A 25,369-nucleotide genomic window follows, 5' to 3' on the forward strand; every position below is an offset into this window, starting at 1 on the left:
GAGGCGTGTATGGACAAAACAGCAGCGCTCGCCAGCGGTATCCTGCAGGGGATTGGTGGGGAACAAAATATTCAGCGTCTCGAAAACTGCATGACGCGCGTGCGCGTCGAGGTGCATGACGACGACCAGCTTGACGTGCCGCGTCTGAAGCAGCTTTCCGGCGTCAGCGGCTACGTGAAACAGGGGCAGCAGCACCAGCTGATCGTCGGCCCAGGGAAAGCGGCGCAGGTTGTCGATGCCATGCGCGCGCTGATGGGCGTGAGTGCGAGCGTATCGATTGACGATGCTGAACGCACCAAAGCCCAGGCAAAGGCGAAATACAAAGCCCCGATGAGCGACGCGCTGCGACAGCTGGCAAACGTCTTTATTCCGCTGATCCCGGCGTTTATTGCCTCAGGCCTGATCACCGGGATCATCAATATCCTCAAGCGGCCGGATATTGTGGGGGATTTCGCCACGCAGTATCCGAACCTGCTGGGGATTCTCGGGATTTTCGGCAGCGCGGTGTTCGCCATCATGAACATTCTGGTCGGGGTGAATACCGCGAAGGTGTTTGGCGGATCGCTGGCGATGGGCGGGGTGATGGCGGGCATCTTGTCCAGCCCGCAGCTGGCGCAGATCACGCTATTTGGTGAGGCGCTTCAGCCGGGACGCGGCGGGGTGATCGCGGTGCTGCTGGTGGTCATCCTGATGTGCTGGATCGAGAAAAGGCTGCGCGCGGTTTTGCCAGGCTCCATCGAGCTGATTCTCAACCCGCTGCTGACCACGCTGATTACCGGTAGCGTAGCGATTGTCGCCCTCCAGCCGTTAGGCGGGTGGATCTCTGAGGCCATCGCCCACGGTGCCTCTCTGGCGATTGACCGCGGCGGCCTGTTAGTGGGCGCGGTGCTGTCGGGTACCTTCCTGCCGCTGGTGCTGACCGGCCTGCATCAGGGGCTGGTACCGATCCACGTCGAGCTGGTGCAGGCGCACGGCTATAACGCGCTGCTGCCTATCCTGTCGATGGCGGGTGTAGGGCAGGTCGGCGCGGCAATTGCGGTACTGATGAAAACCCGCAACGCGCGTCTGAAAAAAATGATTAAAGGCGCACTCCCGGTCGGACTGCTCGGCATTGGCGAGCCGCTGATTTTCGGCGTTACGCTGCCGCTGGGTAAACCGTTCCTCGCGGCCTGTCTGGGCGGCGCGGTAGGCGGGGCGCTGATCAGCTACTGGAAAGTTGCCACCGTCATCACCTTTGGTCTCTCGGGGTTACCGCTGGCATTAACCATCGTGACCGGAAAAGTGGTGCTCTATCTGTTAGGCTATTTAGTAGCGGTGATCGCCGGGTTCCTGTTTACCTGGCTGTTAGGTTTCAACGACCCAGAGGAGTAAGGTTTGGCAAATCACGGGCGTCGCGTTGTCTTTTTCGACCTGGATGGCACGCTGCATCAGCAGGATATGTTTGGTACGTTTATGCGTTACCTGCTGCGGCGTCAGCCTCTGAATGCGCTGCTCGTGCTACCGCTCTTACCTGTTATTGGGATCGCGCTGCTGGTGAAGGGCCGTGCGGCGCGATGGCCAATGAGCCTGCTGCTGTGGGGATGTACGTTTGGGCACAGCGAAGCGCGCCTCAAACAGCTCGAGCAGGATTTTGCGCACTGGTTCCGCGGCCACGTTGCCGCATTCCCGGTGGTGCAGGCGCGCCTGACCGGCTATCTCGACGCGAACGATGCCGACATCTGGCTGATTACCGGCTCCCCGCAGACGCTGGTGGAGCAGGTCTACTTTGATACCCCCTGGCTACCGCGCGTGAATCTTATCGCCACGCAAATTGCCCGCGGCTACGGCGGTTGGGTGCTGACGATGCGCTGCCTGGGGCATGAAAAAGTGGTCCAGCTGGAAAAACGTATCGGCACGCCACTGCGCCTGTACAGCGGCTACAGCGACAGCAAGCAGGACAACCCGCTGCTCTATTTTTGCCAGCACCGCTGGCGCGTCACGCCATCAGGTGAACTTCAGCAACTCGAATAGTCTTATCCATAAGGGGTGTGTATAATGCCGCCCGCTTTTCGACTGGAGTATCAACCGTTGTCCAACCCTGAATTCTCACATGAATACTGGATGCGCCACGCGCTAACGCTCGCTCAGCGTGCCTGGGACGAGGGCGAAGTGCCCGTGGGCGCCGTGCTGGTCCACAATAACCAGGTGATTGGTGAAGGGTGGAACCGTCCCATTGGCCGCCACGATCCGACGGCGCACGCCGAAATCATGGCGCTTCGTCAGGGCGGTCTGGTGCTGCAAAACTATCGCCTGCTTGATACCACGCTGTATGTGACGCTGGAGCCGTGCGTGATGTGCTCCGGGGCGATGGTGCACAGCCGGATCGGGACTCTGGTCTTCGGTGCGCGGGATGAAAAAACCGGCGCGGCCGGTTCGCTGATGGACGTGCTGGGTCACCCGGGGATGAACCACCAGGTGAAGACTATCGGCGGGGTGCTTGCACCAGAGTGTTCGGGGCTATTAAGCGATTTCTTTCGAATGCGCCGTCAGCAGAAAAAGCAGCAAAAGGCAGAATTGAAGCCGACGGACGGTTAAGCTCGTCCGGCGCCACGACAGGGTAACTTTGAGCCAGCCGTTTGGCCTCTGTCGCCTCTTTCTCTTTCTCCAGCAGATACCCGACCAGGCTAATCTGATATTTACGGATATTTTCCACGTAGGCGTAGGCTTCATGCCCGCGCGCGTAGCCGTACGTCAGCTTGTTATACCATGGCTTCTGGCTCAGCAGCGGCAGCCGCTGCTTTACGTCTGACCAGCTGTCCGGGTTGCCTTTCGTTTTGGCCGTCAGCGCTCGCGCATCCAGCATATGCGCATAGCCCATATTGTAGGCCGCCAGCGCGAACCAGATCCGCTCCTCTTCCGGCACCGTTTCCGGGACTTTGGCCATCATATCCTGCAGGTAGCGCGCGCCGCCGCTGATGCTCTGTTCCGCATCGGTACGGTCATTGACGCCCAGGCTCAGCGCGGTATTTTTGGTTAACATCATCAAACCACGTACGCCAGTCGGAGACGTGGCCTGGGTATCCCAGTGGGATTCCTGATAAGAAATAGCCGCCAGCAGTTTCCAGTCAATTTCCTGGGCGTATTTTTCGAACAGCGGCTGCAGGTCCGGCAGGACGCTGTCTACCGCACGCAGGAAGCTGCGGGTGTCAACGTAGTCAAAGTCATCACCATGCCCGAGGTACTTCTCCTCCAGGCGCGCCAGCGTACCGTCTTCATTCATGGTGTTGAAGAAATCGAGCATCGCGGCAGAGAGGGTCTGATCGTCATCGAGCTGAGTAAACCAGGTCACAGGCTGCTCGTCGGTGACGTCCAGCGCCACGGCGATTTCAGGATGCACGCGCTGGAACAGGCTGATCGCGACCGAATCGGCGATGGTGTAAGGGACTTTCTGATCTTTTACCTGCTCCAGCAGCTCCGTCGTGCCGAGTTTCGCATCCACCGTCCAGCTCAGGTCGGGATATTTCTTCTCCTTGAGCTCGCGCAGATCGTCAATCACCACGTGACCGGGCGCAATCGTCAGCTGCCGATCGTTAATCGACGCCAGCGAGCGCGGGCGCAGGCTCCCGACGCGGTAAACCAGCTGCTGCGAAACGGAGTAGTAGGTCGGGCCCGGCTGATAGTTTTTGCTGCGCTCGCTGTTATACACCAGCCCGGCGGCCAGCATATCGGCATCGTCGTTATCGAGGTCGTCAAACAGCTGGTTGATATTCTGGCGGACGGTGATTTTCAGCTTTACGCCAAGGTAATCGGCGAACTGCTGTGCCAGTTCATAATCCAGTCCAATGATTTTGCCGTTGATGTCGCTGTAAATCAGCGGAGAGTTGAGGGTACTGACGCGCAATTCCCCCCGCTCCTGAATGGCGGCGATACGGTTTTCGGCTTTGCCGATCCAGGGGAGGGAAGGCCAGAGGGCCACTGCCAACAGCAACGTTACAATGCCGATGAGCAGATAATTAATCTTTAATTTTTTCAATTAGTTAATTCTCTGCGACGCCGGTTGCCTCAGTCTGCTGTAGCCATGTTAACAATAAGGTTTGCCATTGAATGAGCGGCATTTTGCGTAAACTTGCTCCACTTGGCAACCAATTAGAGAGACAGGTCACATCTATTGTTAAATCTCTTTGCCAATTTTATTTCGACGCAAACGGTTTCGTCGGCGCTCAGGATTCTCTATAATGACGCCCGTTTTCCCCCCTTGCGCACACTGAAAGCGCCCCGGCGCTTCGAAGACGAGAGACTTATGATGGAAATTCTGCGTGGTTCGCCTGCACTGTCTGCCTTCCGTATTACCAAACTGCTGGCACGTTTTCAGGCGGCCGACCTTCCGGTAAGCAATATTTACGCTGAGTATGTCCATTTTGCTGACCTGAATGCCCCCCTGAATGCAGAGGAGCGCGTACAGCTGGAACGCCTGCTCAAGTATGGCCCAAGCCTCAGCAGCCATACGCCAACCGGCAAACTGATCCTTGCGACGCCGCGTCCGGGCACCATCTCCCCCTGGTCTTCCAAAGCCACCGACATCGCCCACAACTGTGGCCTGAGCCAGATTAACCGTCTGGAGCGCGGCGTAGCGTACTACGTGGAAGCCTCTACCCTGAGCGACGCGCAGTGGCAGGCGGTTGCGGCTGAACTGCACGACCGCATGATGGAGAGCGTATTTGCCTCTCTTGATGACGCGCAGAAGCTTTTCTCCCACCATCAGCCTGCGCCGGTACAGAGCGTGGACCTGCTGGGGCAGGGCCGTCAGGCGCTGATTGACGCCAACCTGCGTCTCGGCCTGGCGCTGGCAGAAGACGAGATCGACTACCTGCAGGATGCGTTCGTTAAGCTCAACCGTAACCCGAACGACATTGAACTCTACATGTTCGCGCAGGCGAACTCGGAGCACTGCCGCCACAAGATTTTCAATGCCGACTGGATTATTGACGGCGAACAGCAGCCAAAGTCGCTGTTCAAAATGATCAAAAACACCATGGAGCAAACGCCTGACCACGTGCTGTCTGCCTATAAAGACAACGCCGCGGTGATGGAAGGTTCCGAGGTGGGCCGCTTCTTCGCCGATCGCGAAGCAGGGCGCTATGACTTCCATCAGGAGCCCGCGCATATCCTGATGAAGGTTGAAACCCACAACCACCCGACGGCGATCTCCCCGTGGCCGGGTGCGGCGACCGGCTCCGGCGGTGAAATCCGTGACGAAGGGGCGACCGGTCGTGGTGCAAAACCAAAAGCGGGTCTGGTCGGTTTCTCCGTCTCCAACCTGCGTATCCCGGGCTTTGAACAGCCGTGGGAAGAAGATTTCGGCAAGCCAGAGCGCATTGTGACCGCGCTGGATATCATGACCGAAGGCCCGCTGGGCGGCGCGGCGTTTAACAACGAATTTGGTCGTCCGGCGCTGAACGGTTACTTCCGTACCTATGAAGAGAAAGTGGACAGCCACAACGGCGAAGAGCTGCGCGGCTACCACAAACCGATCATGCTGGCGGGCGGGATCGGCAACATCCGTGCCGATCACGTGCAGAAAGGCGAGATCGTCGTCGGCGCGAAGCTGATCGTGCTCGGCGGCCCGGCGATGAACATCGGTCTGGGCGGCGGCGCGGCCTCGTCTATGGCCTCCGGCCAGTCTGATGCGGATCTCGACTTCGCGTCCGTGCAGCGTGACAACCCGGAGATGGAGCGTCGCTGCCAGGAAGTGATCGACCGCTGCTGGCAGCTGGGCGATGCTAACCCGATCCTCTTTATCCACGACGTGGGCGCGGGCGGTTTGTCCAACGCCATGCCGGAGCTGGTGAGCGACGGCGGCCGCGGTGGCCGTTTCAACCTGCGCGACATCCTGAGCGATGAGCCTGGCATGAGCCCGCTGGAAATCTGGTGTAACGAATCCCAGGAGCGCTACGTGCTGGCCGTTGCGGCGGATCAGCTGCCGCTGTTTGACGAGCTGTGCCGCCGCGAGCGCGCGCCGTATGCCGTCATCGGTGAAGCGACCGAAGAGCAGCACCTGACTCTGAGTGACACCCATTTCGACAACCAGCCAATCGATCTGCCGCTCGACGTCCTGCTCGGAAAAACGCCGAAGATGACCCGCGACGTGCAGACCCGTAAGGCGGCGGGCAAAGCGCTGGATCGCCAGGACATTACCGTAGCTGAAGCCGTTAATCGCGTGCTGCACCTGCCAGCTGTCGCGGAGAAAACCTTCCTGGTGACCATCGGCGACCGTACCGTGACCGGTATGGTATCCCGTGACCAGATGGTCGGCCCGTGGCAGATCCCGGTGGCGAACTGCGCCGTGACCACCGCGAGCCTCGACAGCTACTACGGCGAAGCGATGGCGCTGGGTGAACGCACCCCGGTCGCGCTGCTGGACTTCGCGGCCTCTGCCCGTCTGGCCGTCGGTGAAGCGCTGACCAACATCGCCGCGACGCAGATTGGCGATATCAAACGTATTAAGCTTTCCGCCAACTGGATGGCCGCTGCCGGCCACCCTGGCGAAGACGCGGGCCTGTATGAAGCCGTGAAGGCGGTGGGCGAGGAGCTGTGTCCTGCCCTCGGCCTGACCATTCCGGTGGGCAAAGACTCCATGTCGATGAAAACCCGCTGGCAGGAAGGCAGCGAGCAGCGCGAGATGACCTCTCCGCTGTCGCTGGTCATCACCGCGTTTGCCCGCGTGGAAGACGTGCGTCACACCGTTACGCCGCAGCTTGCGACCGAAGACAACGCCCTGCTGCTGATTGACCTGGGTAAAGGTCACAACGCGCTGGGTGCTACCGCGCTGGCGCAGGTTTACCGCCAGCTCGGCGACAAGCCAGCCGACGTGCGTGACGTGGCCCAGCTGAAAGGCTTCTACGACGCGATTCAGGCGCTGGTGGCGCAGCGTAAGCTGCTGGCCTACCACGACCGTTCCGACGGCGGCCTGCTGGTGACCCTGGCAGAGATGGCCTTCACCGGCCACTGTGGCGTGGAAGCGAACATTGCGACGCTTGGCGAAGACCGTCTGGCTGCGCTGTTTAACGAAGAGCTGGGCGCCGTGATTCAGGTGCGTGCGGCGGATCGCGATGCGGTTGAAGCGATTCTGGCGCAGCATGGCCTGGCTGACTGCGTGCACTATCTGGGTAAAGCCGTTCAGGGCGACCGCTTCGTCATTGAAGCTGACGGTCACGCCGTGTTCAGCGAAAGCCGCACCACGCTGCGCATGTGGTGGGCGGAAACCACCTGGCAGATGCAGCGCCTGCGTGATAACCCGGAATGTGCCGATCAGGAGCACAACGCGAAGGCCAATGATCAGGATCCAGGCCTGAACGTGAAGCTCTCCTTCGACATCAACGAAGACATCGCCGCGCCGTACATTGCGACCGGTGCGCGTCCGAAAGTGGCGGTGCTGCGCGAGCAGGGCGTTAACTCCCACGTTGAGATGGCGGCTGCCTTCCACCGCGCGGGCTTTGACGCTATCGACGTCCACATGAGCGATCTGCTGGCCGGACGTACCGGTCTGGAAGATTTCCAGGCGCTGGTGGCGTGCGGCGGCTTCTCCTACGGCGACGTGCTGGGCGCGGGCGAAGGCTGGGCGAAGTCCATTCTGTTCAACAGCCGCGTGCGCGACGAGTTCGAGACCTTCTTCCACCGTCCGCAGACGCTGGCGCTGGGCGTGTGTAACGGCTGCCAGATGATGTCTAACCTGCGCGAGCTGATCCCGGGCAGCGAAGCCTGGCCGCGCTTTGTGCGTAACCAGTCTGACCGCTTCGAAGCGCGCTTCAGCCTGGTGGAAGTGACCCAGAGCCCGTCTCTGCTGCTGCAGGGTATGGTCGGTTCACAGATGCCAATCGCCGTTTCCCACGGTGAAGGTCAGGTAGAGGTGCGTGATGCTGCGCATCTGGCTCAGCTGGAGAGCAAAGGTCTGGTAGCGCTGCGCTTTGTCGATAACTTCGGCAAGGTCACAGAAACCTATCCGGCTAACCCGAACGGTTCCGTCAACGGTATTACGGCGGTGACCAGCGAAAGCGGTCGTGCCACCATCATGATGCCGCACCCGGAACGCGTGTTCCGCACCGTGAGCAACTCCTGGCACCCGGAAAACTGGGGCGAGGACAGCCCGTGGATGCGCATCTTCCGCAACGCCCGTAAACAGCTGGGTTAAGTTTCAGCATCCTGACTGTAGGCCCGGTAGGCGCTAGTGCCACCGGGCTTTTTTGTCTCTGTCGCAAAATCGCGACAACCCTCTGGTTTGAGTGTCTCCAAAAGGAGACATTTAACCTATTGATTTATATGCGGCAGAAAAGGTTCCCGTTAAGGTGTTGCTGAACAGCGACACTTAGCCTGGAAATCATTCAACCGATAATTAACCGGTTAAATGAGTAAAAAGTATATATTTCAATGTGTTAAAATTTTGTTTTGCGTTCTGGCATGGGTGTTGCATAATATTAACCAGTGGCTCATTCACCTTCTTATGTCAGCCCCTTCGGGACGTGCTACATAAACTTCGAATGACGCACAAAAAGGTGCCTGCCGTCCAACTACTGATCATAGCGATGCTTTATCAGGCCAGGGCGAAACGTCGAGTTAGGCACCGCCTCATTCCATGACAAAGCCGGGTTTTTACCCGGCTTTGTTGTATCTGAAGGGCAGACTCAGTTACGCTCTGCGTATATCCCCATTAAGAGAGTAATGCGTTGAAACGCTGGCCCGTTTTCCCCCGTTCCCTGCGACAGCTCGTGATGATGGCCTTCCTGCTGATCCTGCTGCCGTTGCTGATCCTTGCCTGGCAGGCCTGGCAAAGCCTGAACGCGTTGAGTGCCCAGGCGGCACTGACGAACCGCACGACGCTTATTGACGCAAGACGCAGTGAAGCCATGACCAACGCCGCGCTAGAGATGGAGCGTAGCTATCGTCAATACTGCGTGCTTGACGATCGCACGCTGGAAAAGGTGTACCAGAGTCAGCGCAAGCGCTACAGCGAAATGCTGGATGCCCACGCGGGGGTAATGCCTGACGACAAGCTGTATCAGGCGTTACGTCAGGATCTGAACGATCTTGCGCAGCTGCAGTGCCACAACAGCGGACCCGATGCCGCCGCCGCCGCGCGCCTGGAAGCCTTCGCCAACGCCAATACCGAGATGGTGCAGTCAACCCGCACGGTGATTTTCTCTCGCGGCCAGCAGCTGCAGCAGGAGATTGCCGAGCGCGGCCAGTTCTTCGGCTGGCAGGCGCTGGTGCTGTTCCTCGTGAGCCTCGGGCTGGTGCTGCTCTTTACCCGCATGATCATCGGCCCGGTGAAGGGTATCCAGCGGATGATCAACCGCCTGGGGGAGGGGAAATCGCTCGGGGATACGGTCGCTTTTAAAGGTCCCCGCGAATTGCGTTCCGTCGGTCAGCGTATTATCTGGCTGTCCGAGCGCCTGGCGTGGCTTGAATCACAGCGTCATCAGTTCCTTCGCCATATCTCCCATGAGCTTAAAACGCCGCTGGCCAGCATGCGCGAAGGGACGGAGCTGCTGGCGGACGAAGTGGCTGGGCCGCTTACGCCCGAACAGAAAGAAATTGTCGAGATCCTGGATAACAGCAGCCGCAATCTGCAGAAGCTGATTGAGCAGCTGCTGGATTACAACCGCAAGCTGGCTGACGGAGCGGTCGTACTGGAAAACGTCGACATTGAACCGCTGGTGGATATGGTGATCTCCGCCCATAGCCTGCCAGCAAGAGCTAAAATGATGCATACCGGTGTAGAGCTGAATGCGCCGACCTGTCTTGCTGAACCCATGCTGCTAATGAGCGTGCTGGATAATCTTTATTCCAATGCGGTGCACTATGGTACTGAATCCGGTAACATTTATATCCGAAGCTATACGAAGGGTTCCCGGGTGTTTATAGACGTCGCTAACACCGGCACCCCGATCCCCGATGACGAAAAAACCATGATCTTCGAGCCCTTTTTCCAGGGGAGTCATCAGCGGAAAGGTGCGGTGAAAGGCAGTGGTCTGGGCTTAAGCATCGCCCGGGACTGCATACGACGCATGCAGGGTGAGCTTAACATCGCCACGGACGAACGTTCGGATGTTTGCTTCCGTATTGAACTGCCCCTGAGCCGGAAAAATCAATAAAATGAATCTATGTCTGGTGAGTATGTCACACGTCTTTTCCCGCGCCGTACGCGCGGTGTTTTCCCGCAGCACGCTTCGCCTAAGCCTGCCCTGTGTATTTCTGGCAGGGTGTGTTTCCCATGTGCCGCAAAGTGCGATTAGCGATAAACAAGAAGATAAATGGCCCGATAACCAGCTGGCTGATTTCCTCTCAACCCGCTGTGACGACATCTGGAACCTGTCGGGGCATGACGTCGAAAGTAACCCGCTGTTCTGGCTGCGCGGTATAGACTGCGCCCAGCGTCTGGCGCCGGTTGGCGCCCGCGCGAAAGCGGCGATGCTGGATGATGATACCTGGCAGGACGCGTTCAAGCGTGGGATTTTGCTGGCGGATGCGAAAATCACTCCCGTTGAACGCCGCGCCAACGTGACCCGACTGGACACGTTTGTGGTCAATCTTCCGGTACAGATCCGCCCGGTATACCAGCTCTGGCGTGAGGGACAGACGCTACAGCTTCAGCTTTCTGAAGAGCGCTCCCGCTACAGCAAGCTGCAACAGTCAACCGATAGCGAGCTTGATACACTGCGCCAACAGCAGCAACATTTACGTACGCAGCTGGATACCACGACGCGTAAGCTGGAGAACCTGACCGATATCGAAAGACAGCTCTCGTCGCGTAAATATCAGCCGGGGAGTTCATCCGCTGCGCCGGACAGCGATACGCCGAAACAAGAGGATGTGAAGCATGACGAGCCGTAAACCAGCCCATCTCTTACTGGTGGATGACGATCCCGGTCTGTTAAAGCTGCTGGGGATGCGTCTGGTGAGTGAAGGCTACAGCGTCGTGACCGCGGAAAGCGGGCTGGAGGGGCTGAAAATTCTTAGCCGCGAGAAAATCGATCTGGTGATAAGCGACCTGCGGATGGATGAAATGGACGGCCTGCAGCTGTTTGCGGAGATCCAGAAGCAGCAGCCGGGGATGCCGGTGATTATCCTGACCGCGCACGGGTCGATCCCGGATGCGGTTGCCGCGACGCAGCAGGGGGTATTCAGCTTCCTGACCAAGCCGGTGGACAAAGACGCGCTGTATAAGGCTATCGACAGCGCGCTGGAACATGCCGCTCCGGCGGGGGATGAAGCGTGGCGGGAGCCTATCGTCACGCGCAGCCCCGTGATGCTGCGTCTGCTGGAACAGGCGAGGATGGTGGCGCAGTCGGACGTCAGCGTGCTCATCAACGGCCAGAGCGGAACCGGGAAAGAGATCCTCGCGCAGGCAATTCATAACGCCAGCCCGCGCAGCAAGAACGCCTTTATTGCGATTAACTGCGGCGCGCTCCCGGAGCAGCTGCTTGAATCCGAACTGTTTGGTCATGCCCGCGGCGCATTCACCGGTGCGGTAAGCAGCCGTGAAGGGTTGTTCCAGGCGGCGGAAGGCGGCACGCTGTTCCTGGACGAAATTGGCGACATGCCCGCGCCGCTGCAGGTCAAGCTGCTGCGCGTGCTGCAGGAGCGCAAAGTGCGCCCGCTGGGCAGCAACCGCGATATCGATATTAACGTGCGAATTATCTCCGCTACCCACCGCGATCTGCCAAAAGTGATGGCCCGCAACGAGTTCCGCGAAGATCTCTACTACCGCCTGAACGTGGTCAACCTGAAGATCCCGGCGCTGGCCGAACGTGCGGAAGACATTCCGCTGCTGGCGAACCATCTTTTACGCCAGGCGGCCGATCGCCATAAACCGTTCGTGCGCGCGTTTTCCACCGATGCGATGAAGCGGCTGATGGCCGCAAGCTGGCCGGGTAACGTCCGTCAGCTGGTCAACGTGATTGAGCAGTGCGTGGCGCTGACCTCCTCACCGGTCATCAGCGACGCGCTGGTGGAGCAGGCGCTGGAAGGGGAAAACACGGCGCTGCCGACGTTTGCCGAAGCGCGTAACCAGTTTGAGCTGAACTATCTGCGCAAGCTATTGCAGATCACCAAAGGCAACGTGACCCACGCGGCGCGGATGGCCGGGCGCAACCGCACCGAGTTTTACAAGCTGCTCTCGCGCCACGAGCTGGAAGCGAACGATTTTAAAGAGTAGTACCGCAAAATTTGCCTGAATATGGTACTGTGAGCAATCGATTACGAGGCAGCTTACAGGCAAGAGTTTAAGGACCCACCATGAAAAAGATTGATGCGATTATTAAACCTTTCAAACTGGATGATGTGCGTGAAGCGCTGGCGGAAGTCGGCATCACCGGGATGACCGTGACGGAAGTGAAAGGTTTTGGTCGTCAGAAAGGTCACACCGAGCTTTACCGTGGCGCAGAGTACATGGTCGACTTTCTGCCGAAAGTGAAAATTGAAATCGTGGTCAGCGACGATATCGTCGATACCTGTGTGGACACCATTATCCGCACGGCGCAGACCGGCAAGATTGGCGATGGTAAAATCTTCGTCTTTGACGTGGCGCGCGTGATCCGTATCCGTACCGGCGAAGAAGACGACGCCGCGATTTAACGTTCTTGCCGGGTGGCGCTGCGCTTACCCGGCCTACAAAACTCTTCGTAGGCCCGCGCAAGCGAAGCGCCGCCGGGCGATTACAGCACCTTATGCGGCCCGAAGCATTCGTAATGAATGTCGTCTTTGTTCACGCCCAGCTCAACCAGCTGCTTCGCGGCATACTGCATAAACGCCACCGGTCCACAGACGTAGAACTGCATCTCCGGTGCGCTGAACGCACCTTCATGCTGGCGTAAATCCATCAACCCTTCGCTGTCAAATTGCGCGGCAGCGCGATCCGCTTCCGTCGGCAGACGATACCAGGTATGCGCGGTGAAACGCGGCAGGGAGGCTCCGAGCGTTTTCACCTCATCTGCAAAGGCGTGCACGCCGCCGTTTTCGGCGGCATGGAACCAGTTAACCTGCGCACCGTGGTGTGATTTTGCCAGCGTATCGAGCATCGCCAGCATTGGCGTCTGGCCGACGCCCGCAGAGATCAGCGTCACCGGGGTATTCGCTTCAACGGCCATGAAGAAGTCGCCCGCTGGCGCGGCCAGATGGACCACGTCGCCCACGTTAGCTTCGTTGTGCAGCCAGCTGGAAACCTGACCGCCGTCCTCACGCTTCACCGCAATGCGGTAGGCTTTGCCGTTTGGCTTGCGGGTAAGAGAATACTGGCGGATCTCCTGATGCGGGAAACCTTCAGGCTTCAGCCACACGCCCAGATACTGTCCTGGCTGGTAATCGGCCACCGGTTTACCGTCCACCGGCTCAAACTCGAAGCTGGTGATTAACGCGCTGCGCGGGGTTTTCTCAACGATGCGGAATGCGCGGGTACCTTCCCAGCCGCCGTTCTTGCTGGCGTTTTCGCTGTAAATCTGCGCTTCACGGTTGATAAACACGTTTGCCAGCACGCCGTAGGCTTTACCCCACGCGTCCAGCACCTCCTGACCCGGGCTGAACATTTCGTCCAGCGTCGCCAGCAGGTGAGTGCCGACGATGTTGTACTGCTCGGGTTGGATCTGGAAGCTGGTATGTTTCTGCGCGATTTTTTCCACCGCGGGCAGCAGCGCAGCCAGGTTTTCAATATTGCTGGCGTAAGCCGCGATGGCGTTGAACAGCGCTTCACGCTGATCGCCGTTACGCTGGTTGCTCATGTTGAAAATCTCTTTGAGCTCCGGGTTGTGCGTGAACATGCGATCGTAGAAATGGGCGGTGAGTTTAGGGCCGGTTTCCACCAGCAGGGGAATAGTGGCTTTTACGGTAGCGATGGTTTGAGCGTCGAGCATGAGCGCGTCCTTCTGATGTTACTTTAATGATGTATTTTAAATGCATCTTATAAAAAATACCCCTGCGTTGTAAATGGTTCTTTGCAAGATGAAAAATATGCATCACAAACCTGAAAAGAAATCCGCTGGAAAGGGCGAGCGCTTTATTCCTCAAACCCTTGCGTAGCGGGTAGGAAAACGTTTGCGTAAAATCGTTTGTCAAGACCTGTTATCACAGAACTAATCAGTTATACTGTTGCCCGTCGTCCAACAGGACTGCCTTTTCAGGCCAAAATTTACTTGTTAGCTGAGTCAGGAGATGCGGATGTTAAAGCGTGAAATGAACATTGCCGATTATGATGCCGAACTGTGGCAGGCTATGGAGCAGGAAAAAGTACGTCAGGAAGAGCACATCGAACTGATCGCCTCCGAAAACTACACCAGCCCGCGCGTGATGCAGGCGCAGGGTTCTCAGCTGACCAACAAATACGCTGAAGGTTACCCGGGCAAACGCTATTACGGCGGTTGCGAGTACGTTGATATCGTTGAGCAGCTGGCTATCGATCGTGCGAAAGAACTTTTTGGCGCTGACTATGCAAACGTCCAGCCGCACTCTGGCTCTCAGGCTAACTTCGCGGTCTACACCGCGCTGCTGCAGCCGGGCGATACCGTTCTGGGTATGAACCTGGCGCAGGGCGGCCACCTGACTCACGGCTCCCCGGTTAACTTCTCCGGCAAACTGTACAACATCATCCCTTACGGTATTGATGAGTCCGGTAAAATTGACTACGAAGACATGGCGAAGCAGGCTAAAGAGCACAAGCCGAAGATGATCATCGGTGGCTTCTCTGCTTACTCCGGTATCGTTGACTGGGCAAAAATGCGCGAAATCGCAGACAGCATCGGTGCTTACCTGTTCGTTGACATGGCGCACGTAGCGGGCCTGATTGCCGCAGGCGTTTACCCTAACCCGGTTCCGCATGCGCACGTTGTGACCACCACTACCCACAAAACCCTGGCGGGTCCACGCGGTGGCCTGATCCTGGCGAAGGGTGGTGACGAAGAGCTGTACAAAAAACTGAACTCCGCGGTGTTCCCAAGCGCGCAGGGCGGCCCGCTGATGCACGTTATCGCGGCAAAAGCGGTCGCGCTGAAAGAAGCGATGGAGCCAGAGTTCAAGGTTTACCAGCAGCAGGTTGCTAAGAACGCCAAAGCGATGGTGGAAGTGTTCCTGAACCGTGGCTACAAAGTGGTATCCGGCGGGACTGAAAACCACCTGTTCCTGCTGGATCTGGTTGATAAGAACCTGACCGGTAAAGAAGCTGACGCAGCCCTGGGCCGCGCAAACATCACCGTGAACAAAAACAGCGTGCCAAACGATCCGAAGAGCCCGTTCGTGACCTCCGGTATCCGTATCGGTTCTCCGGCCGTAACCCGCCGCGGCTTCAAAGAAGCGGAAGTGAAAGAACTGGCTGGCTGGATGTGTGACGTTCTGGACAACATCAATGACGAAGCGGTTATCGAGCGCGTTAAAGGTAAAGTTCTGGATATCTGCGCACGCTTCCCGGTCTACGCATAATTCCTCTGCCCTGCAGAAATAAAAAAGGCCGCGCTTGCGGCCTTTTTTTATGGCTTAACGCCGGTCCAGGGAGATGGCGCCAGGTCCGACAATCGCCAGCAAAATAAAGGCGCCAGCAATACTGACGTTTTTGTAGAAGTTAATCATATTCGGTACGACTGCATCACCGGTCATATCCCAGTAGTGATGCCCAATCACCGCCGTTCCGAGGGTGTAGAACACAAACAGTACCGCGAGAGGACGGGTGAAAAAGCCCAGCACGATCAGGATCGCAGCAGGCACTTCCATCACCACCGCAATAATGGCCGCCAGCATGGGCATCGGCGTACCCAGCGAGGTCATATACTGTACGGTACCGCTAAACCCCGTCAGTTTCGGGTAACCAAAGATAATAAACAGCACGACAAGCGCGATGCGGCCAATGAGCAGCAGCAGATGACGCGACTGACCAAAATCGAGATAACGTAGTGAGTTCATGGCAGAAATACCTCTGCAAGTGGAGTAATTTAAACGTAATACACATTTTCATTCCCTGCCATAAGCCAGACGACTGCACAAGATGTTAATTTTTCGTTAATTTATAGCAGGCTATCTACTTGCTTAATTTTTATATTCTCGCCAGACTATGGCCTCGATTTCGGGAGGGATTCATGGTCTTGCATTCCACGCGCTGGCTGGCGCTCAGTTATTTCACCTATTTCTTTAGCTACGGCATTTTTCTGCCTTTCTGGAGCGTCTGGCTTAAGGGTATCGGCCTGACGCCTGAGACCATCGGTGTCCTGCTGGGGGCCGGGCTGGTGGCGCGTTTCCTCGGCAGCCTGCTGATCGCCCCGCGCGTCAGCGATCCCTCCTTACTGATCAAGGCCGTACGCATTCTGGCTCTGCTGACCCTGGTCTTTGTGGCCTGCTTCTGGGTCAGCCACAAGTTTGCCTGGCTGATGGTGGTGATGGTCGGCTTTAATCTGTTCTTCTCACCGCTGGTGCCTTTAACGGATGCCCTGGCGAACACCTGGCAGAAACAGATCACCATGGACTACGGCCGCGTGCGCCTGTGGGGCTCTATCGCCTTTGTGATTGGCTCGGCGCTGGTGGGGAAACTGGTCAGTCTTTACGATTACCGCGCCATTCTTGCCCTGCTGAGTATCGGTATTGCCTCGATGCTGCTGGGCATGCTTCTGCGACCGTCGGTGATGCCGCAGGGGGAAAGTCGCCATCAGGAGAGCGCGGGCTGGCCCGCATGGCGGAGCCTGGTCGCACAGAGCTGGCGTTTTCTGGCGTGCGTGTGCCTCCTTCAGGGGGCACACGCGGCGTACTATGGTTTCAGCGCCATCTACTGGCAGGGGGCGGGATATTCCGCTTCCGCCGTGGGCTATCTGTGGTCGCTGGGCGTGGTGGCCGAAGTCATTATCTTTGCCCTGAGCAAAAAACTGTTCCGCCGCTTTGGCGCGCGTGACCTGCTGCTGCTTTCCGCAGTGTGCGGCGTGGCGCGCTGGGGGATTATGGGCTGGACGACCGATCTGCCGTGGCTGATTGTGGCGCAAATTCTTCACTGCGGCACCTTTACCGTGTGCCATCTGGCGGCCATGCGCTATATCGCAGCGCGCGAGGGCGGGGACGTGATTCGCCTGCAGGCCGTCTATTCGGCAGTGGCAATGGGGGGCAGTATCGCGATCATGACGGTGTTTGCGGGGTTCCTCTATCAGCATCTGGGGCACGGCGTCTTCTGGGTGATGGCGCTCGTCGCCTTGCCCGCCATTGTTGTTCGACCTAAAGTGGCCGCCCGCGCGTCGCTATGATTCCAGCATGGCGCGAATATGTTCTTGCTGCTGCGCGTTCAGTGTCTCAACGGCATGGATCAGCGGCGGCGAGAACAGCGGCAGGGCCGTCGGGTAGGGGGTGATAACCAGCGCGGCTTCGCGCGGCGCCCCCTCTTTCTGAAAAGCCTGCAGCGTCAGGTAGCGTATGTTGAGCGGCAGCAGCGTCAGCTCGCGAAGCTGCTGTTCGATCTGCTCCTCACTGGCTTTATCGTCTCCCGTCAGCAGGATCACCTGTTTTTCATGCAGATCGGTCTCCTGCATCAGCCAGGCACCGAAAATTACCGCCACCAGGCTCATCTCTTCGTCGGAAAAACGAAGCCCAAACTCCGCCTCCAGCTCAAACAGCGCCTCTTTTGTGGTGCGTAACAGCCGGGGATAAAGGCGATGGATCTCCTCCGGCAGGCTGTTGTCGATGCCGATCTCAAACAGCGAACGGTCCAGCGCCTGAGCCAGATGGATATACAGCTGATCGGTCAGCCCCTGCTCATCGCTGAAGTTCATTCCGGTCTGCGAGCGAAAACGGGCCACCATGCGCACGATGGCCCGGCGTAGACGCTGATCCTGCTGGTGCTTATCGAGCACCGGATCGGGCGTGCGGAGCATCATAAACAGCAGCGCCAGAAACAGCTGTTCATCCACGTGCGCGCCCTGCGGCACGCGCCGCTTCCAGTGGCGGACAATCTCCTGCGCCGTAAAATACTCTCCCCGCGACTGGGTCCAGCTGCGCTGGGCATGCGAAAACTGCGGCGTATTCCCGAGCTGGTGCTGAATAAGACAATATTGCAGATAGAGCTGTAAAAACTGCACATCGCGGCATTCAAACTGGCGCTGCAGCTTGCGTGAGCAGAAGCCGATCAGCGCCCGCAGGTTCGCATCGTCGTAAAGCGGGCGCGCGATGCCGAGTTGTTTAAGCGCGGTTTTTAATGCGGGGGTAAACTGGTGCGAGACAAACTGCGGACAAAGCCGCAGCGCCCGGCGCAGCCAGTGCAGCAGGCATAAACGCTGATTCAGGGCTGTGCCTTCAATCCGGTAGCAGCCGTCGTGGTGCGTGACGATATCCAGCCGGTGATAGCGCTGGATTTCATCGCGCGTCTCGGCTATATCTTGCCGTGCCATCGCGTCGTCCACGCCGTTGGCAGCGATTATGCTCTGTGCGGTGACGGCAGCATCGGGCAGGTAAAGCATCAAAAGCACCTGGCAGCGGCGCTGCGAACTGGAAAGCACAGATGGAATTTCAAGCGTCGTCATCATCTGTCGGGTATCCAGTGTGAATGTTTGATAAGAATAGCTAAAGGATGAGCGCTGAAAAGCGCGCCGGCAGGCCTTTCACTCAGGATTGCAGGGGAACATCACAGAATTTTTGACGTGAGGAATTGATGCAAACAGTTAAACAAAGTGCGATGGCGTTATTTTTGGCGGTTATCACCTTCACCGCCAGCGCCCACCCTCACAGTTTTATTGGCCTCCAGACCGAGCTGGTCACCGACGGCACGCAGCTGAGCGGCCTGAAAATGCGCTGGACGATGGATGAAATCACCTCGGCTGACCTGCTCTATGATGCGGGAAACGCGAAGCCCGGCGACGACATCTGGAAAAAACTGGCGGCGGAAGTAATGGCCAACGTGCTCGGCCAGCACTACTTCACCGAATTCTGGCATAACGGACAAAAGGTCAAATTTCAGAACCGTCCAACGGAATACGGGATGACGCGTGACGGGCATCAGGCGGTGCTGACGTTCGTGCTTCCGCTGGCGCATCCTCAGCCGCTGGCCGGGCAAACGTACCGCTTTTCCACTTTTGACCCTACCTACTATGTCGACATGCGCTATGACAAAGACAGCGACGTACGGCTGCCGGACGCGCTGCAAAAAAGCTGCAAAATTGGCGTACACACCCCGAAACCCAGCGAAGAGACGCTGAACTTTGCGATCTCGCTGGATAAAGAAGATGCCCCGCCTGAGGACATGGAGCTGGGTAAACAGTTCGCGCAGGAGGTGACGTTACAATGTCAGTGATCTCCTCTCCAGTTCGGAAGTCTCGCCGCTGGCTACACCTCTGGCCGCTGGCGCTCTTTTTGCTGTTCGCGGTTTGCGGGGCGCTGTGGCTGTGGCAGGCCTGGCCGCAGGTGATGATGAAAAGCATTATCTGGCAGCGTGAGGTCAACCAGCAGATGAGCGGACTGCTGAAGGCGGTGGCCGAGAACCCGGCCAAAGCGGGCGGCTCGCTGCTGGCGTTCAGTTTTGTCTATGGCGTTCTGCACGCGCTGGGGCCGGGGCACGGCAAAATCGTCATCACCACCTGGCTTGCCACCCATCCGTCTAAGCTGAAATCGAGCATCGGCCTGACGCTGGCCTCTTCGCTGCTTCAGGGCGGCGTGGCGATTGCGCTGGTCGTGGTGGTGCTTTCGCTGTTACAGCTTCCGGCGCGCCAGCTGCACATGAGCAGCTTCTGGCTGGAGAAGGGCAGCTATGCGCTGGTGGGCGTGCTGGGGCTGATCCTCTGCTGGCGGGCGCTGAAAAAACTGCGCGCGCTGCTGAAAAAGCCCACGTTCAAATCCTTTACGCCGCACCACGTTCATGATGAATACTGCGGCTGCGGTCATCAGCATCTGCCCACGCAGGAACAATTACAGAACGGCGACGACTGGCGCGCCCGGCTGATGATTATTCTCTCGATGGGGATGCGCCCGTGCTCGGGTGCCATTATGGTGCTGCTGTTCAGTAAGATAATAGGTGTCTTTGGCTGGGGAATGCTCTCGGCGCTGGCGATGGCGGCAGGAACCTCTCTCACCATTTCGTCTTTAGCGCTGCTGGTTCACAGCTTCCGTCAGCTGGCGGTCAAACTCAGCGGCAGTAAAACGCCGGTGCTGTGGCGACAGATAGGGTGGACAACGCTTGCGCTGGCGGGGGGAGTGATTCTGCTGGTGGCGGCGGTGACGATGTGGATGAGCGCGGTGCCGGTGGGAAGGGGATTGCGGCCTTTCTAGCGTACTGAGGGATTTTGTAGGCCCGGTAAGCGTAGCGCCACCGGGCTTAACAAACTGGATTAACGCTTCAGCGCATCGCTCAGTTCATCACGCATGTTGGCCAGCATGGCTTTAACAACGCGTGGGTTACCCGCAACAATGTTGCCGGTAGACATATAGTTATGGCCGCCGGTGAAGTCACACACAATGGCGCCTGCTTCACGCGCGATCAGCTCGCCCGCTGCAAAATCCCATGGCTTCAGTGAGAGTTCGAAGTAACCGTCAACGCGGCCGGTGGCAACGTAGGCCAGATCCAGAGCAGCAGAACCGGTGCGACGGAAGTCCGCGCATTCGGTGAACAGTTTGCCGAGGATATTCATATAGGTGGTCGCGTGCTGTTTCGCCTTGAACGGGAAACCGGTCGCCAGGATGGTGCCGTCCAGATCGCGTGCGTTGCTGCAGCGCAGACGGTAGCCGTTCAGCTGCGCGCCCTGACCGCGGGTCGCGGTGAACAGTTCGTTACGCATTGGATCGTACACAACGGCGACTTCAGTACGGCCTTTAATGCGTACTGCGATAGACACAGAGAAGTGTGGCAGGCGTTTGACGAAGTTGGTGGTGCCATCCAGTGGATCGATAACCCATTGAACATCCTGATCGGTACCTTCATGTTCACCGCTTTCTTCGGTGATGATGGTGTGCTGTGGGTAAGATTTGCGGATCGTTTCGATAATAATCGCTTCTGCGGCTTTATCGACGTTCGTCACGAAATCATTGCTGCCTTTCTGGCTGGTTTCTACGGAGTCTGGCGTTTCGTAGTGTTTGGCAATTACATTACCCGCCTTGCGCGCTGCGCGCACGGCGATGGTCAGCATCGGATGCATCGGTCTCTCTCACTGGATGTTAAAGAACAGGAAAATCGGCGCAGAGTATAGCAGCGGGATCGGATTATGTCTCCCGTTTATGATAATATGCCCGAATATTCTTCAGACACTGAATCCAGACATTAAAAATTATGCTGCAAAACATTCGAATCGTGCTGGTCGAAACATCGCACACCGGCAACATGGGCTCCGTTGCCCGCGCTATGAAAACCATGGGCTTAACGAACCTGTGGCTGGTTAACCCGCTGGTGAAGCCAGACTCGCAGGCCATCGCCCTGGCGGCCGGAGCCAGCGACGTGATCGGCAACGCCCAGATCGTCGATACCCTTGACGAAGCGCTGGCCGGCTGCAGCCTCGTTGTCGGTACCAGCGCGCGTTCGCGCACGCTGCCGTGGCCAATGCTCGATCCGCGTGAATGCGGCCTGAAAAGTGTCTCTGAGGCTGAAAAAGCACCGGTTGCGCTGGTGTTCGGCCGCGAGCGCGTTGGCCTGACCAACGACGAGCTGCAGAAGTGTCATTATCACGTGGCGATTGCGGCAAACCCGGAGTACAGCTCGCTGAACCTGGCGATGGCGGTGCAGGTTATCGCTTATGAAGTGCGTATGGCGTGGCTGGCAACGCAGGAAAAAGAGGTTGAGCCTAAAGAAGAGACGGCTTACCCGCTGGTGGACGACCTTGAGCGTTTCTACGGTCACCTGGAGCAGACGCTGCTCTCTACCGGTTTCATCCGCGAAGGCCACCCGGGTCAGGTGATGAACAAGCTGCGCCGTCTGTTCACCCGCGCGCGTCCGGAAAGCCAGGAGCTGAACATCCTGCGCGGGATCCTGGCGTCGATTGAGCAGAAAAATAAAGAGTAGTGTCGTCTGTTCGCCGGGTGGCGCTTCGCTTATCCGGCCTACAAAACCGCAGGTCGGGTAAGCGAAGCGCCACCCGACAAAAAACGGCACAGAAGGTTAAATACCTGACTAAAACAGTCAAGTAAATAGTTGACCATTTTAGTCAGGAATGTCAGACTTGGCCCTGCTATGCAATACCCCATTTTACAATAAAAAACCCCGGGCAGGGGCGAGTTTGAGGTTAAGTAAGACATGAGACTGACATCTAAAGGGCGTTATGCCGTGACCGCGATGCTGGACGTTGCGCTCAACTCCGAAGCGGGCCCGGTTCCGTTGGCTGATATTTCTGAACGACAGGGGATCTCCCTCTCTTATCTGGAACAGCTGTTCTCCAGACTGCGTAAAAATGGACTGGTTTCCAGCGTTCGTGGCCCAGGCGGCGGTTATCTGCTGGGTAAAGACGCGGGCAGTATTGCAGTTGGCGAAGTGATCAGCGCCGTTGACGAATCCGTTGACGCGACCCGTTGCCAGGGTAAAGGCGGCTGCCAGGGCGGCGATAAGTGCCTGACCCACGCGCTGTGGCGCGATCTGAGCGACCGTCTGACCGGCTTCCTGAACAACATCACCCTCGGTGAGCTGGTGAATAACCAGGAAGTTCTGGATGTTTCGGGCCGTCAGCACAGCCATGATTCCCAACGCAGCACCCGCGCGCAGGACGCTATCGACGTCAAATTACGCGCGTAATAAAACGATAAGTATTTCAGAATCAGGCCGGGGCGTAGACTCGCCCCGTGAACTCGGTCGTACATCCAGCCGGTTGCCTGATTCCTTGCATTGAAGCGATGTACGGAGTTTAAAGAGCAATGAAATTACCGATTTATCTCGATTACTCCGCAACCACGCCGGTGGACCCGCGTGTTGCCGAGAAAATGATGCAGTGTCTGACCCTGGACGGAAACTTTGGTAACCCAGCTTCCCGTTCACACCGTTTTGGCTGGCATGCTGAAGAGGCGGTTGATATCGCCCGTAATCAGATTGCTGACCTGGTGGGTGCCGACCCGCGTGAGATTGTTTTCACCTCCGGTGCGACCGAATCCGACAACCTGGCGATCAAAGGTGCAGCCAACTTTTATCAGAAAAAAGGCAAGCACATTATCACCAGCAAAACCGAACACAAAGCCGTGCTGGACACCTGCCGCCAGCTGGAGCGTGAAGGGTACGAAGTCACCTATCTGGCGCCACAGAGAAACGGCATTATCGATCTGAAAGAGCTCGAAGCGGCCATGCGTGATGACACCATTCTGGTCTCCATCATGCACGTCAACAACGAAATCGGCGTGGTACAAGACATCGCGACCATCGGCGAAATGTGCCGCGCGCGCGGTATCATCTACCACGTGGACGCGACCCAGAGCGTGGGCAAACTGCCTATCGACCTGAGCCAGCTGAAAGTTGACCTGATGTCCTTCTCCGGCCACAAAATCTATGGCCCGAAAGGCATCGGCGCGCTGTACGTTCGTCGTAAACCGCGTATCCGCATCGAAGCACAGATGCACGGCGGTGGTCACGAGCGCGGCATGCGTTCCGGTACGCTGCCTGTTCACCAGATCGTGGGCATGGGCGAAGCCTACCGCATTGCAAAAGAAGAGATGGAAACCGAGATGGCACGCCTGCGCACGCTGCGTAACCGTCTGTGGGACGGCGTGAAAGATATGGAAGAAGTGTATCTGAACGGCGATCTCGAGCAGGGCGCACCGAACATCCTCAACGTCAGCTTCAACTATGTTGAAGGCGAGTCGCTGATCATGGCGCTGAAAGACCTGGCGGTTTCTTCCGGTTCTGCCTGTACGTCTGCAAGCCTTGAGCCATCCTACGTGCTGCGCGCGCTGGGTATGACTGACGAGCTGGCACACAGCTCTATCCGTTTCTCTTTAGGTCGTTTCACTACCGAAGAAGAGATTGACTACACCATCAAGCTGGTTCGCAACTCCATTGGCCGTCTGCGCGACCTTTCTCCACTGTGGGAAATGTTCAAGCAGGGCGTGGATCTGAACAGCATTGAATGGTCACATCACTAATCGGTACATAAGGAGAATTCAATCATGGCATACAGCGAAAAAGTCATCGATCATTACGAAAACCCGCGCAACGTTGGCTCTTTTGACAACAGCGACGAATCTGTTGGTAGCGGCATGGTCGGTGCGCCAGCGTGTGGCGACGTGATGAAGTTGCAGATTAAAGTCAACAATGAAGGTATCATTGAAGACGCGCGCTTCAAGACCTACGGCTGCGGTTCTGCTATCGCGTCCAGCTCCCTCGTCACCGAATGGGTGAAGGGCAAGTCTCTGGACGAAGCACAGGCAATCAAGAACACGGATATTGCTGAAGAACTCGAACTGCCACCGGTGAAAATTCACTGCTCAATTCTGGCAGAAGACGCGATCAAAGCCGCCATTGCGGATTACAAAAGCAAACGTGAAGCAAAATAATTGAGGTTTGAGTATGTCGATTACCCTTAGCGACAGCGCTGCCGCGCGAGTAAGCTCTTTTCTGGCGAACCGTGGTAAAGGCTTTGGCCTGCGACTGGGCGTACGTACCTCCGGCTGTTCTGGTATGGCTTACGTACTGGAGTTTGTTGACGAGCCGGCGTCTGACGACATCGTGTTTGAAGACAAGGGCGTGAAGGTGGTGGTCGATGGCAAAAGCCTGCAATTCCTCAACGGCACTCAGCTGGACTTCGTCAAAGAAGGCCTGAACGAAGGGTTCAAATTTACGAACCCGAACGTCAAAGACGAGTGTGGTTGCGGCGAAAGCTTCCACGTTTAACCGCGCGTCATCCGAAACCCCACCGTGGCGTTACCCGCTACGCGTGGGGTTTGTTCTAACAGGCTACCCCTGAGATTGTTATGGATTACTTCACTCTCTTCGGACTACCCGCTCAATACCCGATCGATCTTCAGGCGCTGACGATCCGTTTTCAGGATCTGCAGCGTCAGTACCATCCGGACAAATTCGCGAGCGGTACTCAGGCAGAGCAGCTGGCTGCGGTGTCGCAATCCGCGATCATCAACCAGGCCTGGCAGACGTTGCGCCATCCGCTGGCGCGCGCTGAGTATCTGCTCTCGCTCCACGGTTTTGATCTGGCGAGCGAACAGCACACCGTGCGCGACACGGCGTTTCTGATGGAGCAGCTGGAGCTGCGCGAAGAGCTGGATGAGATTGAACAGGCCAAAGACGAAGCGCGTCTGGAAAGCTTCATCACGCGCGTGAAGGGCATGTTCGATACCCGCCATCAGCAGATGGTGGAGCAACTGAACAACGAGACCTGGGACGTGGCGGCAGATACTGTGCGCAAACTCCGTTTTCTCGATAAACTGCGAAGCAGTGCTGAACAACTCGAAGAAAAGCTGCTCGATTTTTAATTTCGGA

The 25,369-nt window shown here is 57.5% G+C and carries 23 protein-coding genes; 18 read left to right on the forward strand and 5 right to left on the reverse strand.

Going from position 1 to position 25,369, the window contains the following annotated elements:
* Positions 1-9 precede the first annotated feature (9 nt).
* The 3 genes from ACOTXF_RS11275 to tadA are packed head-to-tail and all read left to right on the forward strand — an operon-like array spanning position 10 to position 2,574.
* The gene (locus ACOTXF_RS11275) at positions 10-1,371 is read left to right on the forward strand and encodes a PTS transporter subunit EIIC (RefSeq protein ID WP_008502174.1); all 1,362 of its coding nucleotides are present in this window, start codon (positions 10-12) and stop codon (positions 1,369-1,371) included.
* Positions 1,372-1,374: 3 nt separating this feature from the next.
* A complete protein-coding gene (gene yfhb, locus ACOTXF_RS11280; protein WP_032653055.1) occupies positions 1,375-2,010 on the forward strand; it encodes a phosphatidylglycerophosphatase C in 636 nt (211 codons plus the stop codon).
* 24 nt (positions 2,011-2,034) lie between these two features.
* Positions 2,035-2,574 (forward strand): tRNA adenosine(34) deaminase TadA, encoded by a 540-nt coding sequence (tadA, locus tag ACOTXF_RS11285; protein WP_008502172.1) that lies wholly within the window; start codon positions 2,035-2,037, stop codon positions 2,572-2,574.
* Here the strand turns inward: tadA and mltF are convergent.
* Positions 2,462-4,012, reverse strand: a complete 1,551-nt coding sequence (gene mltF, locus ACOTXF_RS11290; protein WP_045335342.1) for a membrane-bound lytic murein transglycosylase MltF — start codon at positions 4,010-4,012, stop codon at positions 2,462-2,464. The two genes, tadA and mltF, sit on opposite strands and share 113 nt — an antisense overlap.
* A 267-nt stretch (positions 4,013-4,279) precedes the next feature.
* Between mltF and purL the strand changes: the two genes are divergently transcribed.
* The 5 genes from purL to glnB all read left to right on the forward strand — a co-directional run bounded on the left by purL (position 4,280) and on the right by glnB (position 12,609).
* Positions 4,280-8,167, forward strand: coding sequence for a phosphoribosylformylglycinamidine synthase (gene purL, locus ACOTXF_RS11295; protein ID WP_048962061.1), 3,888 nt, complete (start codon positions 4,280-4,282; stop codon positions 8,165-8,167).
* 532 nt (positions 8,168-8,699) lie between these two features.
* Positions 8,700-10,127, forward strand: coding sequence for a two component system sensor histidine kinase QseE/GlrK (gene qseE / locus ACOTXF_RS11300; protein ID WP_047746004.1), 1,428 nt, complete (start codon positions 8,700-8,702; stop codon positions 10,125-10,127).
* 1 nt (position 10,128) lies between these two features.
* On the forward strand, positions 10,129-10,866 hold the full coding sequence (qseG, locus tag ACOTXF_RS11305; protein ID WP_048962062.1) for a two-component system QseEF-associated lipoprotein QseG: 738 nt from the start codon (positions 10,129-10,131) through the stop codon (positions 10,864-10,866).
* On the forward strand, positions 10,853-12,190 hold the full coding sequence (gene glrR / locus ACOTXF_RS11310; protein ID WP_045908542.1) for a two-component system response regulator GlrR: 1,338 nt from the start codon (positions 10,853-10,855) through the stop codon (positions 12,188-12,190). The genes qseG and glrR overlap by 14 nt, the downstream gene beginning before the upstream one ends.
* Positions 12,191-12,270: 80 nt before the next feature.
* Positions 12,271-12,609, forward strand: coding sequence for a nitrogen regulatory protein P-II (glnB, locus tag ACOTXF_RS11315; protein WP_003860685.1), 339 nt, complete (start codon positions 12,271-12,273; stop codon positions 12,607-12,609).
* Positions 12,610-12,689: 80 nt separating this feature from the next.
* On the opposite strand, the gene hmpA is transcribed toward glnB, so the two are convergent.
* Complete coding sequence (hmpA, locus tag ACOTXF_RS11320; protein ID WP_048962063.1) at positions 12,690-13,880, reverse strand: NO-inducible flavohemoprotein; 1,191 nt, start codon at positions 13,878-13,880, stop codon at positions 12,690-12,692.
* Between the two features lie 304 nt (positions 13,881-14,184).
* On the opposite strand from hmpA, the gene glyA reads away from it, so the two are divergent.
* On the forward strand, positions 14,185-15,438 hold the full coding sequence (gene glyA / locus ACOTXF_RS11325; RefSeq protein ID WP_008502165.1) for a serine hydroxymethyltransferase: 1,254 nt from the start codon (positions 14,185-14,187) through the stop codon (positions 15,436-15,438).
* A 54-nt stretch (positions 15,439-15,492) separates the two neighbouring features.
* On the opposite strand, the gene ACOTXF_RS11330 is transcribed toward glyA, so the two are convergent.
* Positions 15,493-15,915 carry a DoxX family protein gene (locus tag ACOTXF_RS11330; RefSeq protein ID WP_008502164.1) on the reverse strand — a complete coding sequence of 141 codons (423 nt, stop codon included), beginning with the start codon at positions 15,913-15,915 and terminating at the stop codon, positions 15,493-15,495.
* A 173-nt stretch (positions 15,916-16,088) separates the two neighbouring features.
* Between ACOTXF_RS11330 and ACOTXF_RS11335 the strand changes: the two genes are divergently transcribed.
* The gene (locus ACOTXF_RS11335) at positions 16,089-17,234 is read left to right on the forward strand and encodes a 3-phenylpropionate MFS transporter (protein WP_048962064.1); all 1,146 of its coding nucleotides are present in this window, start codon (positions 16,089-16,091) and stop codon (positions 17,232-17,234) included.
* On the opposite strand, the gene csiE is transcribed toward ACOTXF_RS11335, so the two are convergent.
* Entirely contained in the window at positions 17,229-18,506 is a 1,278-nt protein-coding gene (gene csiE, locus ACOTXF_RS11340; protein ID WP_008502162.1) for a stationary phase inducible protein CsiE, read from the reverse strand. The genes ACOTXF_RS11335 and csiE overlap by 6 nt on opposite strands.
* A 125-nt stretch (positions 18,507-18,631) precedes the next feature.
* Between csiE and ACOTXF_RS11345 the strand changes: the two genes are divergently transcribed.
* Positions 18,632-19,270, forward strand: a complete 639-nt coding sequence (locus ACOTXF_RS11345) for a DUF1007 family protein (RefSeq protein ID WP_023294322.1) — start codon at positions 18,632-18,634, stop codon at positions 19,268-19,270.
* Entirely contained in the window at positions 19,261-20,241 is a 981-nt protein-coding gene (locus ACOTXF_RS11350) for a nickel/cobalt transporter (protein ID WP_032675342.1), read from the forward strand. Before ACOTXF_RS11345 ends, ACOTXF_RS11350 begins: the two co-directional genes overlap by 10 nt.
* Positions 20,242-20,300: 59 nt before the next feature.
* Here the strand turns inward: ACOTXF_RS11350 and suhB are convergent, their stop codons facing one another.
* Positions 20,301-21,104: an inositol-1-monophosphatase gene (gene suhB, locus ACOTXF_RS11355; protein ID WP_003860668.1), complete on the reverse strand. Its 804-nt coding sequence runs from the start codon at positions 21,102-21,104 to the stop codon at positions 20,301-20,303.
* A gap of 131 nt (positions 21,105-21,235) precedes the next feature.
* Here suhB and trmJ point away from each other — a divergent pair, with 131 nt between their 5' ends.
* The 6 genes from trmJ (at position 21,236) to hscB (ending at position 25,362) form a co-directional block, all read left to right on the forward strand.
* Complete coding sequence (gene trmJ, locus ACOTXF_RS11360) at positions 21,236-21,961, forward strand: tRNA (cytosine(32)/uridine(32)-2'-O)-methyltransferase TrmJ (RefSeq protein ID WP_049027654.1); 726 nt, start codon at positions 21,236-21,238, stop codon at positions 21,959-21,961.
* Between the two features lie 231 nt (positions 21,962-22,192).
* Positions 22,193-22,684, forward strand: coding sequence for a Fe-S cluster assembly transcriptional regulator IscR (gene iscR, locus ACOTXF_RS11365; RefSeq protein WP_008502158.1), 492 nt, complete (start codon positions 22,193-22,195; stop codon positions 22,682-22,684).
* Positions 22,685-22,803: 119 nt separating this feature from the next.
* The gene (gene iscS, locus ACOTXF_RS11370) at positions 22,804-24,018 is read left to right on the forward strand and encodes a cysteine desulfurase (RefSeq protein WP_048962906.1); all 1,215 of its coding nucleotides are present in this window, start codon (positions 22,804-22,806) and stop codon (positions 24,016-24,018) included.
* Positions 24,019-24,042: 24 nt separating this feature from the next.
* Positions 24,043-24,429: a Fe-S cluster assembly scaffold IscU gene (gene iscU / locus ACOTXF_RS11375; protein ID WP_003860661.1), complete on the forward strand. Its 387-nt coding sequence runs from the start codon at positions 24,043-24,045 to the stop codon at positions 24,427-24,429.
* Positions 24,430-24,442: 13 nt separating this feature from the next.
* On the forward strand, positions 24,443-24,766 hold the full coding sequence (gene iscA, locus ACOTXF_RS11380; protein ID WP_008502156.1) for an iron-sulfur cluster assembly protein IscA: 324 nt from the start codon (positions 24,443-24,445) through the stop codon (positions 24,764-24,766).
* An 80-nt stretch (positions 24,767-24,846) separates the two neighbouring features.
* Positions 24,847-25,362: a co-chaperone HscB gene (hscB, locus tag ACOTXF_RS11385; protein ID WP_048962905.1), complete on the forward strand. Its 516-nt coding sequence runs from the start codon at positions 24,847-24,849 to the stop codon at positions 25,360-25,362.
* Positions 25,363-25,369: the final 7 nt, after the last annotated feature.

Origin of the sequence: Enterobacter cloacae complex sp. IR53041, from assembly GCF_049238285.1 — a bacterium.
GTDB classification, from domain to species: domain Bacteria; phylum Pseudomonadota; class Gammaproteobacteria; order Enterobacterales; family Enterobacteriaceae; genus Enterobacter; species Enterobacter roggenkampii.